This is a genomic window from Burkholderia sp. DN3021, assembly GCF_049805555.1.
GTDB lineage: Bacteria > Pseudomonadota > Gammaproteobacteria > Burkholderiales > Burkholderiaceae > Burkholderia > Burkholderia pyrrocinia_C.
Genome location: NZ_JBNCAB010000076.1, coordinates 1 through 14,188, shown reverse-complemented (window position 1 = coordinate 14,188; position 14,188 = coordinate 1). Strand labels below are relative to the sequence as shown.

General features: G+C 67.5%; 14 protein-coding genes and 1 pseudogene. 12 read left to right on the top strand and 3 right to left on the bottom strand.

The annotated features are described in order from the left end of the window. Nucleotides 1-3: 3 nt before the first annotated feature. From xerC to hslU, 6 genes are all read left to right on the top strand, one after another. A complete protein-coding gene (gene xerC / locus ACPUER_RS28250; RefSeq protein WP_072437588.1) occupies nt 4-924 on the top strand; it encodes a tyrosine recombinase XerC in 921 nt (306 codons plus the stop codon). 76 nt (nt 925-1,000) lie between these two features. Further along, a complete protein-coding gene (locus ACPUER_RS28245; protein WP_174421409.1) occupies nt 1,001-2,215 on the top strand; it encodes a class I SAM-dependent rRNA methyltransferase in 1,215 nt (404 codons plus the stop codon). A 97-nt stretch (nt 2,216-2,312) separates the two neighbouring features. Further along, complete coding sequence (locus ACPUER_RS28240; protein WP_175749039.1) at nt 2,313-3,488, top strand: CobW family GTP-binding protein; 1,176 nt, start codon at nt 2,313-2,315, stop codon at nt 3,486-3,488. 508 nt (nt 3,489-3,996) lie between these two features. Beyond that, the gene (gene dksA / locus ACPUER_RS28235) at nt 3,997-4,413 is read left to right on the top strand and encodes an RNA polymerase-binding protein DksA (RefSeq protein WP_006477498.1); all 417 of its coding nucleotides are present in this window, start codon (nt 3,997-3,999) and stop codon (nt 4,411-4,413) included. 237 nt (nt 4,414-4,650) lie between these two features. Continuing rightward, complete coding sequence (gene hslV, locus ACPUER_RS28230; protein ID WP_057924603.1) at nt 4,651-5,187, top strand: ATP-dependent protease subunit HslV; 537 nt, start codon at nt 4,651-4,653, stop codon at nt 5,185-5,187. 10 nt (nt 5,188-5,197) lie between these two features. Further along, nucleotides 5,198-6,541: an ATP-dependent protease ATPase subunit HslU gene (gene hslU / locus ACPUER_RS28225; RefSeq protein WP_175963306.1), complete on the top strand. Its 1,344-nt coding sequence runs from the start codon at nt 5,198-5,200 to the stop codon at nt 6,539-6,541. Between the two features lie 175 nt (nt 6,542-6,716). Here hslU and ACPUER_RS28220 read toward each other — a convergent pair whose 3' ends face one another. The 3 genes from ACPUER_RS28220 to ACPUER_RS28210 form a co-directional block, all read right to left on the bottom strand. Further along, a complete protein-coding gene (locus ACPUER_RS28220) occupies nt 6,717-7,259 on the bottom strand; it encodes a response regulator transcription factor (protein WP_425132704.1) in 543 nt (180 codons plus the stop codon). Nucleotides 7,260-7,272: 13 nt separating this feature from the next. Continuing rightward, on the bottom strand, nt 7,273-8,691 hold the full coding sequence (locus ACPUER_RS28215) for an ATP-binding protein (RefSeq protein ID WP_175963304.1): 1,419 nt from the start codon (nt 8,689-8,691) through the stop codon (nt 7,273-7,275). 91 nt (nt 8,692-8,782) lie between these two features. Continuing rightward, nucleotides 8,783-9,007, bottom strand: coding sequence for a cysteine-rich CWC family protein (locus ACPUER_RS28210; RefSeq protein ID WP_175963303.1), 225 nt, complete (start codon nt 9,005-9,007; stop codon nt 8,783-8,785). Nucleotides 9,008-9,301: 294 nt separating this feature from the next. On the opposite strand from ACPUER_RS28210, the gene argB reads away from it, so the two are divergent. From argB to ACPUER_RS28180, 6 genes and pseudogenes are all read left to right on the top strand, one after another. Further along, nucleotides 9,302-10,201 carry an acetylglutamate kinase gene (gene argB, locus ACPUER_RS28205; RefSeq protein ID WP_006754950.1) on the top strand — a complete coding sequence of 300 codons (900 nt, stop codon included), beginning with the start codon at nt 9,302-9,304 and terminating at the stop codon, nt 10,199-10,201. After that, nucleotides 10,198-10,989 (top strand): pyrimidine 5'-nucleotidase, encoded by a 792-nt coding sequence (locus ACPUER_RS28200; protein WP_425132703.1) that lies wholly within the window; start codon nt 10,198-10,200, stop codon nt 10,987-10,989. The genes argB and ACPUER_RS28200 overlap by 4 nt, the downstream gene beginning before the upstream one ends. After that, nucleotides 10,956-11,621 (top strand): nucleoid occlusion factor SlmA, encoded by a 666-nt coding sequence (gene slmA / locus ACPUER_RS28195; protein WP_175963301.1) that lies wholly within the window; start codon nt 10,956-10,958, stop codon nt 11,619-11,621. The genes ACPUER_RS28200 and slmA overlap by 34 nt, the downstream gene beginning before the upstream one ends. Before the next feature lie 367 nt (nt 11,622-11,988). Further along, entirely contained in the window at nt 11,989-13,134 is a 1,146-nt protein-coding gene (metX, locus tag ACPUER_RS28190) for a homoserine O-succinyltransferase MetX (protein ID WP_425132702.1), read from the top strand. Beyond that, nucleotides 13,131-13,739, top strand: a complete 609-nt coding sequence (gene metW / locus ACPUER_RS28185; RefSeq protein WP_034179337.1) for a methionine biosynthesis protein MetW — start codon at nt 13,131-13,133, stop codon at nt 13,737-13,739. The genes metX and metW overlap by 4 nt, the downstream gene beginning before the upstream one ends. Before the next feature lie 95 nt (nt 13,740-13,834). Then, nucleotides 13,835-14,188: pseudogene (locus tag ACPUER_RS28180) on the top strand (hypothetical protein); the annotation flags it as partial.

Here is a 14,188-nt window from a genome sequence, read left to right as displayed (position 1 = left end):
GCGATGACAGACGATCCGGTCGCCGCCTACCTGTCGAACCTGAAGCACGTCAGGCAGCTGTCGGAACATACGCTGCGCGCGTACACGCACGAACTCGACGAACTGAAGAAGCTCGCGGCCGGCCGGCCGCTCGACACGCTGACGGCCGTCGACATGCGCGGCGCGGTCGCGCGCGCGCATGCGGGCGGGCTGTCCGCGCGCTCGATCTCGCACCGCCTTTCGGCATGGCGCGCGTTCTACCGCTGGCTCGCGCAGCGCATCGAGATGCCCGCGAACCCGGTTGCCGCGGTGCGCGCGCCGAAGCGGCCGAAAACGCTGCCGAAGGCGCTGTCGGTCGACGACGCGTCGGCGCTGATGGACGCACCGCTCGCCGGCACGACCGAGAGCATCCGCGATCACGCGATCCTCGAGCTGTTCTATTCGTCCGGGCTGCGCCTGGCCGAGCTGATCGGGCTCGACGTCATGTACACGCAGGCCGACGGCTACCGCTCGGCCGGCTGGCTCGATCTCGCCGAAGCCGAAGTCACCGTGCGCGGCAAGGGCAACAAGGAGCGCAAGGTGCCGGTCGGCCGCAAGGCGATCGATGCGCTGAATGCATGGCTCGCGGTGCGCGGCGAATTCGTGAAGCACGACCCGCATCCGCTGTTCGTGTCCGTGCGCGGCAACCGGATGTCGCCCGGCGTCGTGCGCGAGCGCGTGAAGCGCGCGGCGCTCGCCGCCGGCATTCCCGCCAACGTCCATCCGCACGTGCTGCGCCACTCGTTCGCGACGCACGTGCTGCAGTCGAGCGGCGACCTGCGCGCGGTGCAGGAACTGCTCGGCCACGCGAGCGTCGCCGCGACGCAGGTCTATACGTCGCTCGACTTCCAGCATCTCGCGAAGATTTACGACAGCGCGCATCCGCGCGCGAAGAAGCGCGACTGACGCGCGTCCCGTGTTACCCGCCGCGCGCGGCGACCGGCAACGGTCGGCTTCGGGCGCGGCCCATTTCGATCCCATCATGCAAACCGTCACACTCAAGCCGTCCAAGGAAAAATCGCTGCTGCGCCGCCATCCCTGGATCTACGCCAATGCGATCGACCGCGTCGACGGCAAGCCCGCGCCCGGCGCCACCGTGATCGTGCGCACGCACGACGGCCGCTTCCTCGCGCGCGGCGCGTACAGCCCGCAGTCGCAGATCCGCGTGCGCGTGTGGAGCTTCGACGAGAACGAGCCGATCGACCACGCGTTCTTCAAGCGCCGCGTGCAGCGCGCGGTCGCGCACCGCACGACGATGGTGTCCGGCACGGGCGCGGTGCGGCTCGTGTTCGGCGAGGCCGACGGGCTGCCGGGGCTGATCGTCGACTACTACGTGGCGGACACCGCGGAAGCCGGCGCGGCGCCGCGCGGCCAGCTCGTCTGCCAGTTCATGGCCGCGGGCGTCGAAGCGTGGAAGGACGCGATCGTCGCGGCGCTCACCGGCGCGACGGGCTGCCCGAACGTGTACGAGCGCTCGGACGTGTCGATCCGCGACAAGGAAGGGCTCGAACAGACGACCGGCGTGCTGGCCGGCGATGCGCCGCCCGCGACGCTGATCGCGAACGAAAACGGCGTGCGCTATCACGTCGACGTGCCGAACGGCCACAAGACGGGCTTCTACGTCGACCAGCGCGACAACCGCGCGCTCGTCGCGCAGTACGCGGCCGACCGCGACGTGCTGAACTGCTTCTGCTACACGGGCGGCTTCTCGCTCGCGGCGCTGAAGGGCGGCGCAAAACGCGTCGTGTCGATCGACTCGTCGGGCGATGCGCTCGCGCTCGCGCAGCAGAACGTCGTCGCAAACGGCTTCGATGCCGAACGCGCGACCTGGCTCGACGCCGACGCATTCAAGACGCTGCGCCGCCTCGTCGACGAAGGCGAGCGTTTCGACCTGATCGTGCTCGATCCGCCGAAGTTCGCGCCGACCCGCGACAGCGTCGATCGCGCGGCGCGCGCGTACAAGGACATCAACCTGAGCGGCTTCAAGCTGCTGCGCCCGGGCGGCCTGCTGTTCACGTACTCGTGCTCGGGCGCGATCGACATGGACCTGTTCCAGAAGATCGTCGCGGGCGCGGCAGCCGACGCGAAGGTCGACGCACGCATCCTGAAGCGGCTCGGCGCGGGCGTCGATCACCCGCTGCTCGCCGCGTTCCCGGAAGGCGAATATCTGAAGGGCCTGCTGTTGCAAATCGTCTGATCGCCCCGATCTTGGCGGACACCCTGGTCCGCCGGCCCCGCCTGGCGGGCCAGCGCTTTCGCCTGTCGTCCGGACGACGGGCGGGGGCTTGACAGGTATGTTTCAATGGATGGTTGTGCGCCCCGGCTCGCAGCGCGAGGGCGCGACGCACATCCTGGTTTTGACCCCGATTCACGAACCACAGGCGACCGACATGGCCACTCCCGTCACCATCCTCACCGGCTTTCTCGGCAGCGGCAAGACGACGCTGCTCAAGCGCATCCTGAACGAACAGCACGGCATGAAGATCGCCGTGATCGAGAACGAGTTCGGCGAAGAGAACATCGACAACGAAATCCTCGTGCAGGATTCGAACGAGCAGATCATCCAGATGAGCAACGGCTGCATCTGCTGCACGATCCGCGGCGACCTCGCACGCGCGCTCGGCGATCTGGCCGCGAAGAAGCGCGAAGGCAAGCTCGACTTCGACCGCATCGTGATCGAGACGACCGGCCTCGCGAACCCGGGCCCCGTCGCGCAAACCTTCTTCATCGACAGCGAAATCGCCGACGACTTCCTGCTCGACGCGGTCATCACGCTCGTCGACGCGAAGCACGCGGACGCACAGCTCGACGAACACGAAGTCGTGCAGCGCCAGGTCGGTTTCGCCGACCGCCTGTTCATCACGAAGTCGGACCTCGTCGACGACCAGACCGTCGCCGATCTCAAGCACCGCCTGATGCACATGAACCCGAGGGCCGCGATCAAGGTCGTGAATTTCGGCGAAGCCGACATCAAGGAAATCTTCGACCTGCGCGGCTTCAACCTGAACGCGAAGCTCGAGATCGACCCCGACTTCCTCGCCGAGGACGATCACGCGCACCACCACCACGATCACGACCATGACCACGATCACGCCGATTGCGACCACGATCACGGTCAATGCGCGCACGATCACGACCACGGCCACCACCATCACCACCACGCGCACCACGACGACAAGATCAAGTCGTTCGTGTACCGCAACGACCGCCCGTTCGACCCGAACAAGCTGGAAGACTTCCTCGGCGGCATCCTGCAGATCTACGGCGAGCGGATGCTGCGCTACAAGGGCGTGCTGTTCATGAAGGGCGTCGACCGCAAGGTCGTGTTCCAGGGCGTGCACCAGATGATGGGCAGCGACCTCGCCGCCAAGTGGCTGCCGGCCGAAAAGAAGACCAACAAGATGGTCTTCATCGGCGTCGACCTGCCGCAGGACCTGATCACCGACGGCCTCGACGCCTGCCTCGCCTGACGCGCGCGGGCGCCGCGTTTGCGGCCCTTTTTGCCCCTTTGCGCCCCGCCCGCGCCGCCGCTTTCGCGGCGGCCCCGGCGGCGGCGTGCGGGCAGGGTTTCGCCGTCATCGCTTTTTCGCGATTTGCGCGTTATATTTTCTAGATATTGGCGCAGCCGACGGGGATCGACCCGATACGGCGCCCGCTTGCGATTCAGTTACAATACGTGCCCGCTGGAGTACGGCAACAAACAGGCCCGGTTCTTGCTGAACCAGTTTTCCGGGCATCGCAACCGCGCCGGATCGCCAATCCGCCACCCGGCCGCGGCCGATGCGATCTGCCGCGCAGCACACCGGTTCGCCGCGCGCGCAAATCCGCGCCAGGCCTATCCTGGTATTTGAGAACCGGTTTTTCCAGAGGCTTTCGGCCCCGCGGCGGCAAATCGCAAATGAATGCAAACGCGGTTGCGGGTAATCCCAAAGTGCAGGCAATATCTGTTGATTTGCCGCACATTGAAGAAGCAAGCAGATGACGAAGAAACTCTTGACCGAAGCCGAAATCCTGAAGATGAGCGACAAGGATTACATGAATGAGGATCAGCTCGCCTTCTTCAAAAATCGGCTCGAACAGTTGCAGGCGGACATCCTCAAGAATGCAGGCCAGACGACCGAGAACCTGCGCGAGACGGTGATCGTCCCCGATCCCGCCGATCGCGCGACGATCGAGGAAGAGCACGCGCTCGAGTTGCGCACGCGCGATCGCGAACGCAAGCTCCTCAAGAAGGTTCAGCAGTCGCTCGCCCGCATCGATTCCGGCGATTACGGCTGGTGCGAGGAAACCGGCGAGCCGATCGGCATTCCGCGCCTGCTCGCGCGTCCGACGGCCACGCTGTCGCTCGAGGCGCAGGAGCGCCGCGAGTTGCGCCAGAAGCTGTTCGGCGACTGATCGAGCGGCGTTCCGCTCCGACACGCTGCTTCCCGAAAGCGCGCGGCCTGCCGCGCGCTTTTTGTTTTTCCTGCACCGGTTTCCCCACCGGCCGATTTGCCTCCCGCCTCTTGATATCGCCGCGCCCGCCCTAAAATGAAACGGACGCGTGCCGGGCCGCTCCCCGGCGCACTGCGCGATTCACGCGGCGGCGCCTCGCGCCGCCCGACTCTTCCCCGTTTTTCTCAAGGAACGCAGATGGAGCAATTTCACGGCACGACCATCGTTTCGGTCCGGCGCGGCGACAAGGTCGCGCTTGGCGGCGACGGCCAGGTAACCCTCGGCAACATCGTCATGAAGGGTGGCGCGCGGAAAGTGCGGCGGATCTACAACAACCAGGTTCTGGTCGGATTCGCGGGCGGCACCGCCGATGCGTTCTCGCTGCTCGACCGCTTCGAGGCGAAGCTCGAGAAGCACCAGGGCAACCTGACCCGTGCGGCCGTCGAGCTCGCGAAGGACTGGCGCACCGACCGGATGCTGCGCCGCCTCGAGGCGATGCTGATCACGGCCGATGCGACCACCACGCTCGTGATCACCGGCAACGGCGACGTGCTCGACCCCGAAGGCGGCATCTGCGCGATCGGCTCGGGCGGCGCGTACGCGCAGGCCGCGGCCCGCGCGCTCGCCGAGAACACCGAGCTGTCGCCGCGCGAGATCGTCGAGAAGTCGCTCGCGATCGCCGGCGACATGTGCATCTACACGAACCACAACCGCATCATCGAAACGATCGAGTAAGGACCGCCCCATGAGCACCATGACCCCTGCCGAGATCGTCTCGGAACTCGACAAGCACATCATCGGCCAGAACAAGGCGAAGAAGGCCGTCGCGGTCGCGCTGCGCAACCGCTGGCGCCGCCAGCAGGTCGCCGATCCGCTGCGCACGGAAATCACGCCGAAGAACATCCTGATGATCGGGCCGACGGGCGTCGGCAAGACCGAAATCGCGCGCCGCCTCGCGAAGCTCGCCGATGCGCCGTTCATCAAGATCGAAGCGACCAAGTTCACCGAAGTCGGCTACGTCGGCCGCGACGTCGACAGCATCGTGCGCGACCTGATCGAGATCTCGGTCAAGCAGACGCGCGAATCCGAGATGCGCAAGGTGCGCAGCAAGGCGACCGACCAGGCGGAAGACCGCATCCTCGACATCCTGCTGCCGCAACCGCGCGCGGTGGGCTTCGGCGGCAATGCCGAGCACGCGAACGACGACAACAACACGACGCGCCAGACGTTCCGCAAGCGCCTGCGCGAAGGCCAGCTCGACGACAAGGAAGTCGAGCTCGACCTCGAGCAGCCGTCGGTCGGCATGGACATCATGGCGCCGCCCGGGATGGAAGAGATGACCGAGCAGATCCGCTCGATGTTCTCGAACCTCGGCAGCGGCAAGAAACAGCGCCGCAAGGTGAAGATCAAGGAAGCGCTGAAGCTGCTGACCGACGAGGAAGCGGCGAAGATGCTCAACGACGAGGAAGTGAAGACGAAGGCCGTGCAGAACGTCGAGCAGAACGGCATCGTGTTCCTCGACGAGATCGACAAGATCACGTCGCGCAACAATGAAGGCAGCGGCGGCGAAGTGTCGCGCCAGGGCGTGCAGCGCGACCTGCTGCCGCTCGTCGAAGGCACGACGATCAACACGAAGTACGGGATGGTGAAGACCGATCACATCCTGTTCATCGCGAGCGGCGCGTTCCACCTCGCGAAGCCGAGCGACCTGATTCCGGAACTGCAGGGCCGCTTCCCGATCCGCGTCGAGCTCGAATCGCTGTCGGTGGAGGACTTCGAGGCGATCCTCGATGCAACCGACGCGAGCCTCGTCAAGCAGTACCAGGCGCTGCTCGCGACCGAAGACGTGCAGCTCGAATTTGCCCGGGACGGCATCCGCCGCCTCGCGGAGATCGCGTATTCGGTCAACGAGAAGACCGAGAACATCGGCGCGCGCCGGCTGTACACGGTGATCGAGAAACTGCTCGAGGAAGTGTCGTTCTCGGCCGGCAATCACGCCGGCGAGCGCGTGACGATCGACGCGACGTATGTCGACCGCGCGCTCGGCGAAGTGGCGCAGGACGAGGATCTGTCGCGCTACGTGCTGTAACGCGCGCGGCGGCGAATGCGAAACGGGCGGCCCGGCGGGCCGCCCGTTTTCGTTGGCGCGTCCGGCGGACAGCCCGGCACGGCCTGCCCGCATGCGCGATCGCCCATCGCAACCCGCGCCGCCCGTCGTACGGCATCGACACCCGCCGCGACGACTGCGGCGCGCGTCACGCCGCTTACTGCCGCACCGGCTTCTTCGCGAGCTTGCGCTGCAGCGTGCGGCGGTGCATGTTCAACGCGCGCGCGGTCGCCGAGATGTTGTTGTTGTTCTCCGCGAGCACGCGCTGGATGTGCTCCCATTCGAGCCGGTCGACCGACAGCACGACCGGATTCTCGAGCGCCTCGTCGGCCTGCACTTCGGTCGCGTTGGTCTGCAACGCGGCCAGGATCGACTCGACGTTCGCGGGCTTCGCGAGATAGTTGTCGGCGCCTTCCTTCACGGCCTGCACGGCGGTCGCGATGCTCGCGTAGCCGGTCAGCACCAGAATCCGCGCATCGGGCTGCAGATCGCACAGCGGCGCGATCAGGCTCAGGCCCGAATCCTCGCCGAGATGCAGGTCGACGGTGATGAACTGGAACTTGCCGCCCGCGCCGAGCCTGAGCGCCGTCTCCTTGTCGTGCGCCTGCTGAACCGCGTAACCGCGGCGCTCGAGGCCGCGCGCGAGCGTGCCCGCGAACACCTCGTTGTCGTCGATCACCAGGAAATTGTTCTCGCTCATGTGGTTTCTCCGTCTACGTGTTGGTTGAGGCGGCCGGCGCCGCGACGCGCACGACCGGCAGGCGCAGCACGGCCCGCGTACCGCGCCCGGCGGTTGCGCCGGCCGCGCGGCTGTCCGGCGTGCCGGCCGTTCGTTCGGCCATGCGTTCGCCCGCGCGTTGGCCCGATGCAGCCGCAGCCTGGCCGTTCGCCGCACCGCCGGCCCGCCCGTTGCCGCCCGCCGCGCGCGGCGTGACATCGGACAATTCGATCGCGCCGCCGAGCCGCACGGCCGCACTGAACGCGAGATACAGGCCGACCCCATGCCCGCCCTGCGTGCTGTCGACCGGCATCGCGCCGAGCGATTCGCGCAGCGCGGCCGGAATGCCGGGCCCGTCGTCGCATACCTCGAATTCGATCTCGTCGGCCGCGCGGTCGTGCGCGACCTTCGCGGCCAGCGTCACGCGCTGCGGGCTCGCGCGCGCGGCGTTGTCGAGCAGGATCGTCAGGATCTGGCCGGCCGCGACCGTGTCGTCGAGCGCGACGCCCGCCGGACGCGCGCCGAGCAGCTCGAACTGCACGTGCGGATGCCGCAGGCGCCAGTGTTCGACGAACGTGTCGAGCCAGTCGTCCACCGGCTGGCGGCTCGCGGGCGCGCTCGCGCGGCTGCGCAGGCGCGCGAGCGCCGACGTGCAGAGCGTCATCTGTTCCTCGAGCACCTTCAGGTCGGCCTCGTAGCGGGCCAGCCCCGGATCGGCGCGCGCCGCGTCGCGCAATTCCTCGGCGAGCATCGCGATCGTCGACAGCGGCGTGCCCATCTCGTGCGCGACGGTGGCGGCCTGCACGCCGAGTGCGACCGCACGCTCGTCGCGCAGCAGGTGCTGCTGCGCTTCGCCGAGCGCCGCATCGCGCTGGCGCAGCGCATTCGACATGCGCGCGACGAACCACGCGATCAGCCCGACGCTGACCATGAAGTTCGCCCACATCCCGGTGCGGTAGTAGTCGAACAGGTTCGCGGGATTGTCCATGTTGAGCGGCACCGAATCGAAGCCGAGCGCCGCATAGCACGCGACCGCGAACGCCGCGAGCCAGATCATCAGGTGCCACGGCAGCACGGCCGCCGCGATCGCGAGCGACGGCAGGTACAGCGACACGAACGGGTTGGTCGTGCCGCCCGACAGGAACAGCAGCGCGGACAGCGCGCCGAGGTCGACCCACAGCTGGCCGAGCAGCTCGAAATTGGTTTCCGGCCGCGCGCGCAGCACGCGCACCCAGGTCAGCGCGTTGAAAACGATTTCGAGCGCGATGACCATCAGCATCGCCGGTAGCGGCAGATGCACGCCGAAATAGGTCTGCACGACGCCGATCGTCACGAGCTGGCCGACGATCGCGAGATTGCGGAGCCAGAACAGGTGACTGAGGTTGACGCGCCCGGTGGTGGTGATTCGTTGCATCCGGGCAGTTTACCCGTTTAGCGGGCGGCGCCTCCAGCGGGGCCGGATCGAAGCGGGGGCACGGAGCGCACCGCGTGCCCGGCCGGCGCCGTCAGCCGGCCGCGCCGGCCATGCGCCGCGCGATCTCGTCGGCCAGGCACTCGGGGCACCGGCAGCGCATGCCGGCCGCGGGCTGCGTGCCGCCGGGCAGCGCCGGCATCGACGCGCACCAGCAGTCGAACGGCTGCGTGTGCGCGCCGCAATCGAAGCCGCGCCCGCAGTGCGGGCAGCGCGCGCGGCGCGGGGCGGAACGGGCGTCGGCGGCGGAATCGGTCATGGCGCAATCGCGGAAACGGGCGTGAAGTCGCCCCACGCGACAAGCATAGCGCGGCGCACGGATTTTGCGCGCCGGCCGCCCGGCCGAGGTTCGTCGCGAGCGCACGCGAACCTGCCCGCCGCCGCCGTCCGCGCACCGTCGCCCGCATCGCGCAACGCCATAGCCGGCGGGCCGCCGCGTGCGGTGTCCGAGCCGCGCCGCCAGCGCTCCGGCCCACCCAAAAACACGATGCTGCGCTGCGCCACTCCTGTACAATTCGCCGTGTTTCAACCGTTCCCAGCCTGAGCCGCCGCCATGTCCGAGCCCATCGACCTCTCGCAGATCGCCCCCACGCTGAAAGCAGAAATCCTCGCCGAGGCGCTGCCGTACATCCGCCGCTACCACGGCAAGACCGTGGTCATCAAATACGGCGGCAATGCGATGACGGAAGAGCGGCTCAAGCAAGGCTTCGCGCGCGACGTGATCCTGCTGAAACTGGTCGGCATCAATCCGGTGATCGTCCACGGCGGCGGTCCGCAGATCGATCAGGCGCTGAAAAAGATCGGCAAGGCCGGCACCTTCATCCAGGGCATGCGCGTCACCGACGAAGAGACGATGGAAGTCGTCGAATGGGTGCTGGGCGGCGAAGTGCAGCAGGACATCGTGACGCTGATCAACCATTTCGGCGGCCACGCGGTGGGCCTGACGGGCAAGGACGGCGGCCTGATCCACGCACGCAAGCTGCTGATGCCGGACCGCGACAACCCGGGCCAGTACATCGACATCGGCCAGGTCGGCGAAGTCGAGGCGATCAACCCGGCAGTCGTGAAGGCGCTGCAGGACGACGCGTTCATCCCGGTGATCTCGCCGATCGGCTTCGGCGAAGACGGCCTGTCGTACAACATCAACGCAGACCTCGTCGCGGGCAAGCTCGCCACGGTGCTGAACGCCGAGAAGCTGCTGATGATGACCAACATCCCGGGCGTGATGGACAAGGACGGCAACCTGCTGACCGATTTGTCCGCGCGCGAGATCGACGCGCTGTTCGAGGACGGCACGATCTCCGGCGGCATGCTGCCGAAGATCTCGTCGGCGCTCGATGCGGCGAAGAGCGGCGTGAAGTCGGTGCACATCGTCGACGGCCGGATCGAGCACTCGGTGCTGCTGGAAATCCTGACCGAGCAGCCGTTCGGCACGATGATCCGCTCGCATTGAGCACGCGCCGCAAGACCGCCAGCCCCGACCTGCCGGCCCCGCTGCGGCGCCGGCGCATCTCGCGCAGCCGGCCGCGCGCCGGTGCGCCCGTCTGGCTGTTCGATCTCGACAACACGCTGCACCACGCATCGCACGCGATCTTTCCCGAGATCAACCGTGCGATGACGCAATACATCATCGATGCGCTCAAGGTCGAGCGCGCCGAAGCCGACCGCTTGCGCACCGGCTATACGCAGCGCTACGGCGCCGCGCTCCTCGGCCTCACGCGCCATCACCCGATCGATCCGCACGACTTCCTGCGCGCGGTTCACACGTTTTCCGATCTCCCCGCGATGGTGCGCGCCGAGCGCGGCCTCGCACACATCATCGCCGCGCTGCCGGGCCGCAAGCTCGTGCTGACCAACGCGCCGGAGAACTACGCGCGCGCGGTGCTGCGCGAACTGCGCATCGAACGGCTGTTCGAGCGCGTGATCGCGATCGAGCACATGCGCGACCGCCGCTCGTGGCGCGCGAAGCCCGACCACACGATGCTGCGCCGGACGCTGCGCGCCGTACATGCGCGGATGACCGACGCGATCCTCGTCGAGGATACGCGCGACCACCTGAAGCGCTACAAGCGTCTCGGCATCGGCACGGTATGGATCACCGGCCACCTGCCCGGCCATTTGCCGGACACCGGCCGCCCGCATTACGTCGACCAGCGGATTCGTTCGTTAAAATCGCTGCGACTGGGCACACGATCGGGGCGACAGAAATGCAGCCGACTTACCCGCAGGACCAAGCCGTAACGGAAGGCCAGGCCACACCCTCCCGCCCGCGCCCGAAGCCGGGCGAGCGCCGCGTGATGATCCTGCAGACGCTCGCGACGATGCTCGAGGCACCGAAGCGCGAGAAGATCACGACGGCCGCGCTCGCGGCCCGGCTCGACGTGTCGGAAGCCGCGCTGTACCGCCACTTCCCGAGCAAGGCGAAGATGTACGAAGGGCTGATCGAGTTCATCGAGCAGTCGCTGTTCGGCCTCGTCAACCAGATCGTCGCGAAGGAGCCGAACGGCGTGCTGCAGGCGCGCACGATCGCGCTGACGATGCTCAATTTCGCCGCGAAGAACCCGGGGATGACGCGCGTGCTGACGGGCGAGGCGCTGGTCGGCGAGGACGAGCGGCTCACCGAGCGCGTGAACCAGTTGCTCGACCGCATCGAAGCGACCGTCAAGCAATGCCTGCGGGTTGCGCGCACGGAAGCAAATGCGCCGCCGGACGGCGCGGCGCCGTTCGCGCTGCCGGCCGATTACGATCCGGCTGCACGGGCGAGCCTGCTCGTCAGCTACGTGATCGGCAGGTGGCACCGCTTCGCGAAAGGCGGGTTCCAGAAATCGCCCGGCGAGCAGGCTGACGCGCATTTGCGGCTGATTTTGCAGTAAGCGAAGCGTTGCCGACAGCACAACCCCTCTCGCGGCTCCGGCACGACTGGCGACTGCGTGTCGCCCCTCGTGCCGGGCGCCTCCACCGCGACACTCGACGATTCGCGCCTGAAAACCGATGGCTGCGTCGTGAAATCCGTGCCCTACGGATTTCCGCTATACTTTGCCGACCTGCCGCCCCCTTGGCGGCAGGCCGGAAGCGCGCCGATTTGCTGACTCGATTGCGGGCGCGCGAACCGGCCGGGCCTTGATTTTGTCTTTGCCCCGGCGGTTCACTACAAATGCGGCTAAAGAGGTCGTCAGCCGCGCATCTCCGACTCCGCGCCTCGCCGACACCATTTAGCCGCCCAGTCATAAGGCGGAACGAATGGAATCGATCGGCATCGTCGCTCCACAGACCATGCACTTCGCCGAACCGCTGCGCTTGCAAAGCGGCAGCGCGCTCGGCAACTATCAGCTCGTCGTCGAGACGTACGGCGAGCTCAACGCCGCGCGCTCGAACGCGGTGCTCGTCTGCCACGCGCTCAACGCGTCGCATCACATCGCCGGCGTCTACGCGGACGATCCGCGCAGCACCGGCTGGTGGGACAACATGGTCGGCCCCGGCAAGCCCCTCGACACCAACCACTTCTTCGTGATCGGCGTGAACAACCTCGGCTCGTGTTTCGGCTCGACCGGCCCGATGAGCATCGACCCGTCGTCGGGCAAGCCGTACGGCGCACGCTTTCCGGTCGTCACCGTCGAGGACTGGGTGCATGCGCAGGCGCGCGTCGCCGATGCGTTCGGCATCGAGCGCTTCGCCGCCGTGATGGGCGGCAGCCTCGGCGGGATGCAGGCACTCGCATGGAGCCTGATGTATCCGGAGCGCGTCGCGCACTGCATCGACATCGCGTCGACGCCGAAGCTGTCCGCGCAGAACATCGCGTTCAACGAGGTCGCGCGCTCGGCGATCCTGTCCGATCCCGACTTCCACGGCGGCGACTACTACGCGCACGGCGTGAAGCCGAAGCGCGGCCTGCGCGTCGCGCGGATGATCGGCCACATCACGTATCTTTCGGACGACGACATGGCCGAGAAATTCGGCCGCGCGCTGCGCCGCGCCGACGGCGCGCTCGACGCGTACAACTTCAGCTTCGACGTCGAGTTCGAGGTCGAGTCGTACCTGCGCTACCAGGGCGACAAGTTCGCCGACTACTTCGACGCGAACACCTACCTGCTGATCACGCGTGCGCTCGACTACTTCGATCCGGCGAAGGCGTTCGACGGCAACCTGACCGCCGCGCTTGCGCAAACGCAGGCGAAATACCTGATCGCGAGCTTCTCGACCGACTGGCGTTTCGCGCCCGCGCGTTCGCGCGAAATCGTGAAGGCGCTGCTCGACAACAAGCGCACGGTCAGCTACGCGGAGATCGACGCGCCGCACGGCCACGACGCGTTCCTGCTCGACGACGCGCGCTATCACAACCTGATCCGCGCGTATTACGAACGAATCGCCAACGAGGTGGGAGCATGAACCAGCAAGCGCTGAATTCCCTGTCCGCGCGCGCGGACTTCCGCACGATCGCACGCTGGGTCGAGCCGCGCTCGACCGTGCTCGACCTCGGCTGCGGCGACGGCTCGCTGCTCGCGCTGCTGATGGAGGAACTGGACGTCACCGGCTACGGGATCGAACTGAACGACGCGGGCGTGCTCGCAAGCGCGAAGAACGGCATCAACGTGATCCAGCAGAACCTTGAGGACGGCCTGCGCCTGTTCGAGGACCACAGCTTCGACATCGCGATCCTGTCGCAAACGCTGCAGACGATCCACCAGACGGCCGCGATCCTGCGCGAGACGGCGCGCGTCGGCCGCGAGTGCATCGTGTCGTTCCCGAACTTCGGCTACTGGCCGCACCGGCTGTCGGTGCTGCACGGCCGGATGCCCGTGTCGAAATCGCTGCCGTACCAGTGGCACAACACGCCGAACGTGCGGGTGCTGACGATCAAGGATTTCGAGGCGCTCGCGCCCGAAGTCGGCGTCACGATCCTCGATCGCGTCGTGCTGCACGAAGGCCAGCCGATTCGATGGGGAGCGAACTGGCGTGGTAGTCTTGCTGTCTACCGCGTCAAGCGCAGCTGAGCCGGGGGGCCGTTGACGGACGCCGGGCCCGGCCCGCGCCGCTCCCCCGCCGCGCGCTGCCGCCGCAATCAGTCAACGCTACCCAGTTCCAGTCCATGTCGAAAACGCCACACGAGGCGCCCGCACTCACCGCTCACGAGGATCACCCCGGCTGGCGAGCCTATCTGAACACGCACATGCTGATCTGCGTGTTCCTGGGCTTCACGTCGGGCCTGCCCCTGTTCACGCTCGTCTACCTCGTGCAGGCATGGCTGCGCTCCGAGGGCGTGAACCTGAAGGAAATCGGCCTGTTCGCGCTGATCCAGTTCCCGTATACGTGGAAGTTCCTGTGGGCGCCGCTGATGGACCGCTACCTGCCGCGGGGGGGGGGGGGGGGGGGGGGGGGGGGGGGGGGGGGGGGGGGGGGGGGGGGGGGGGGGGGGGGGGGGGGGGGGGGGGGGGGGGGGGGG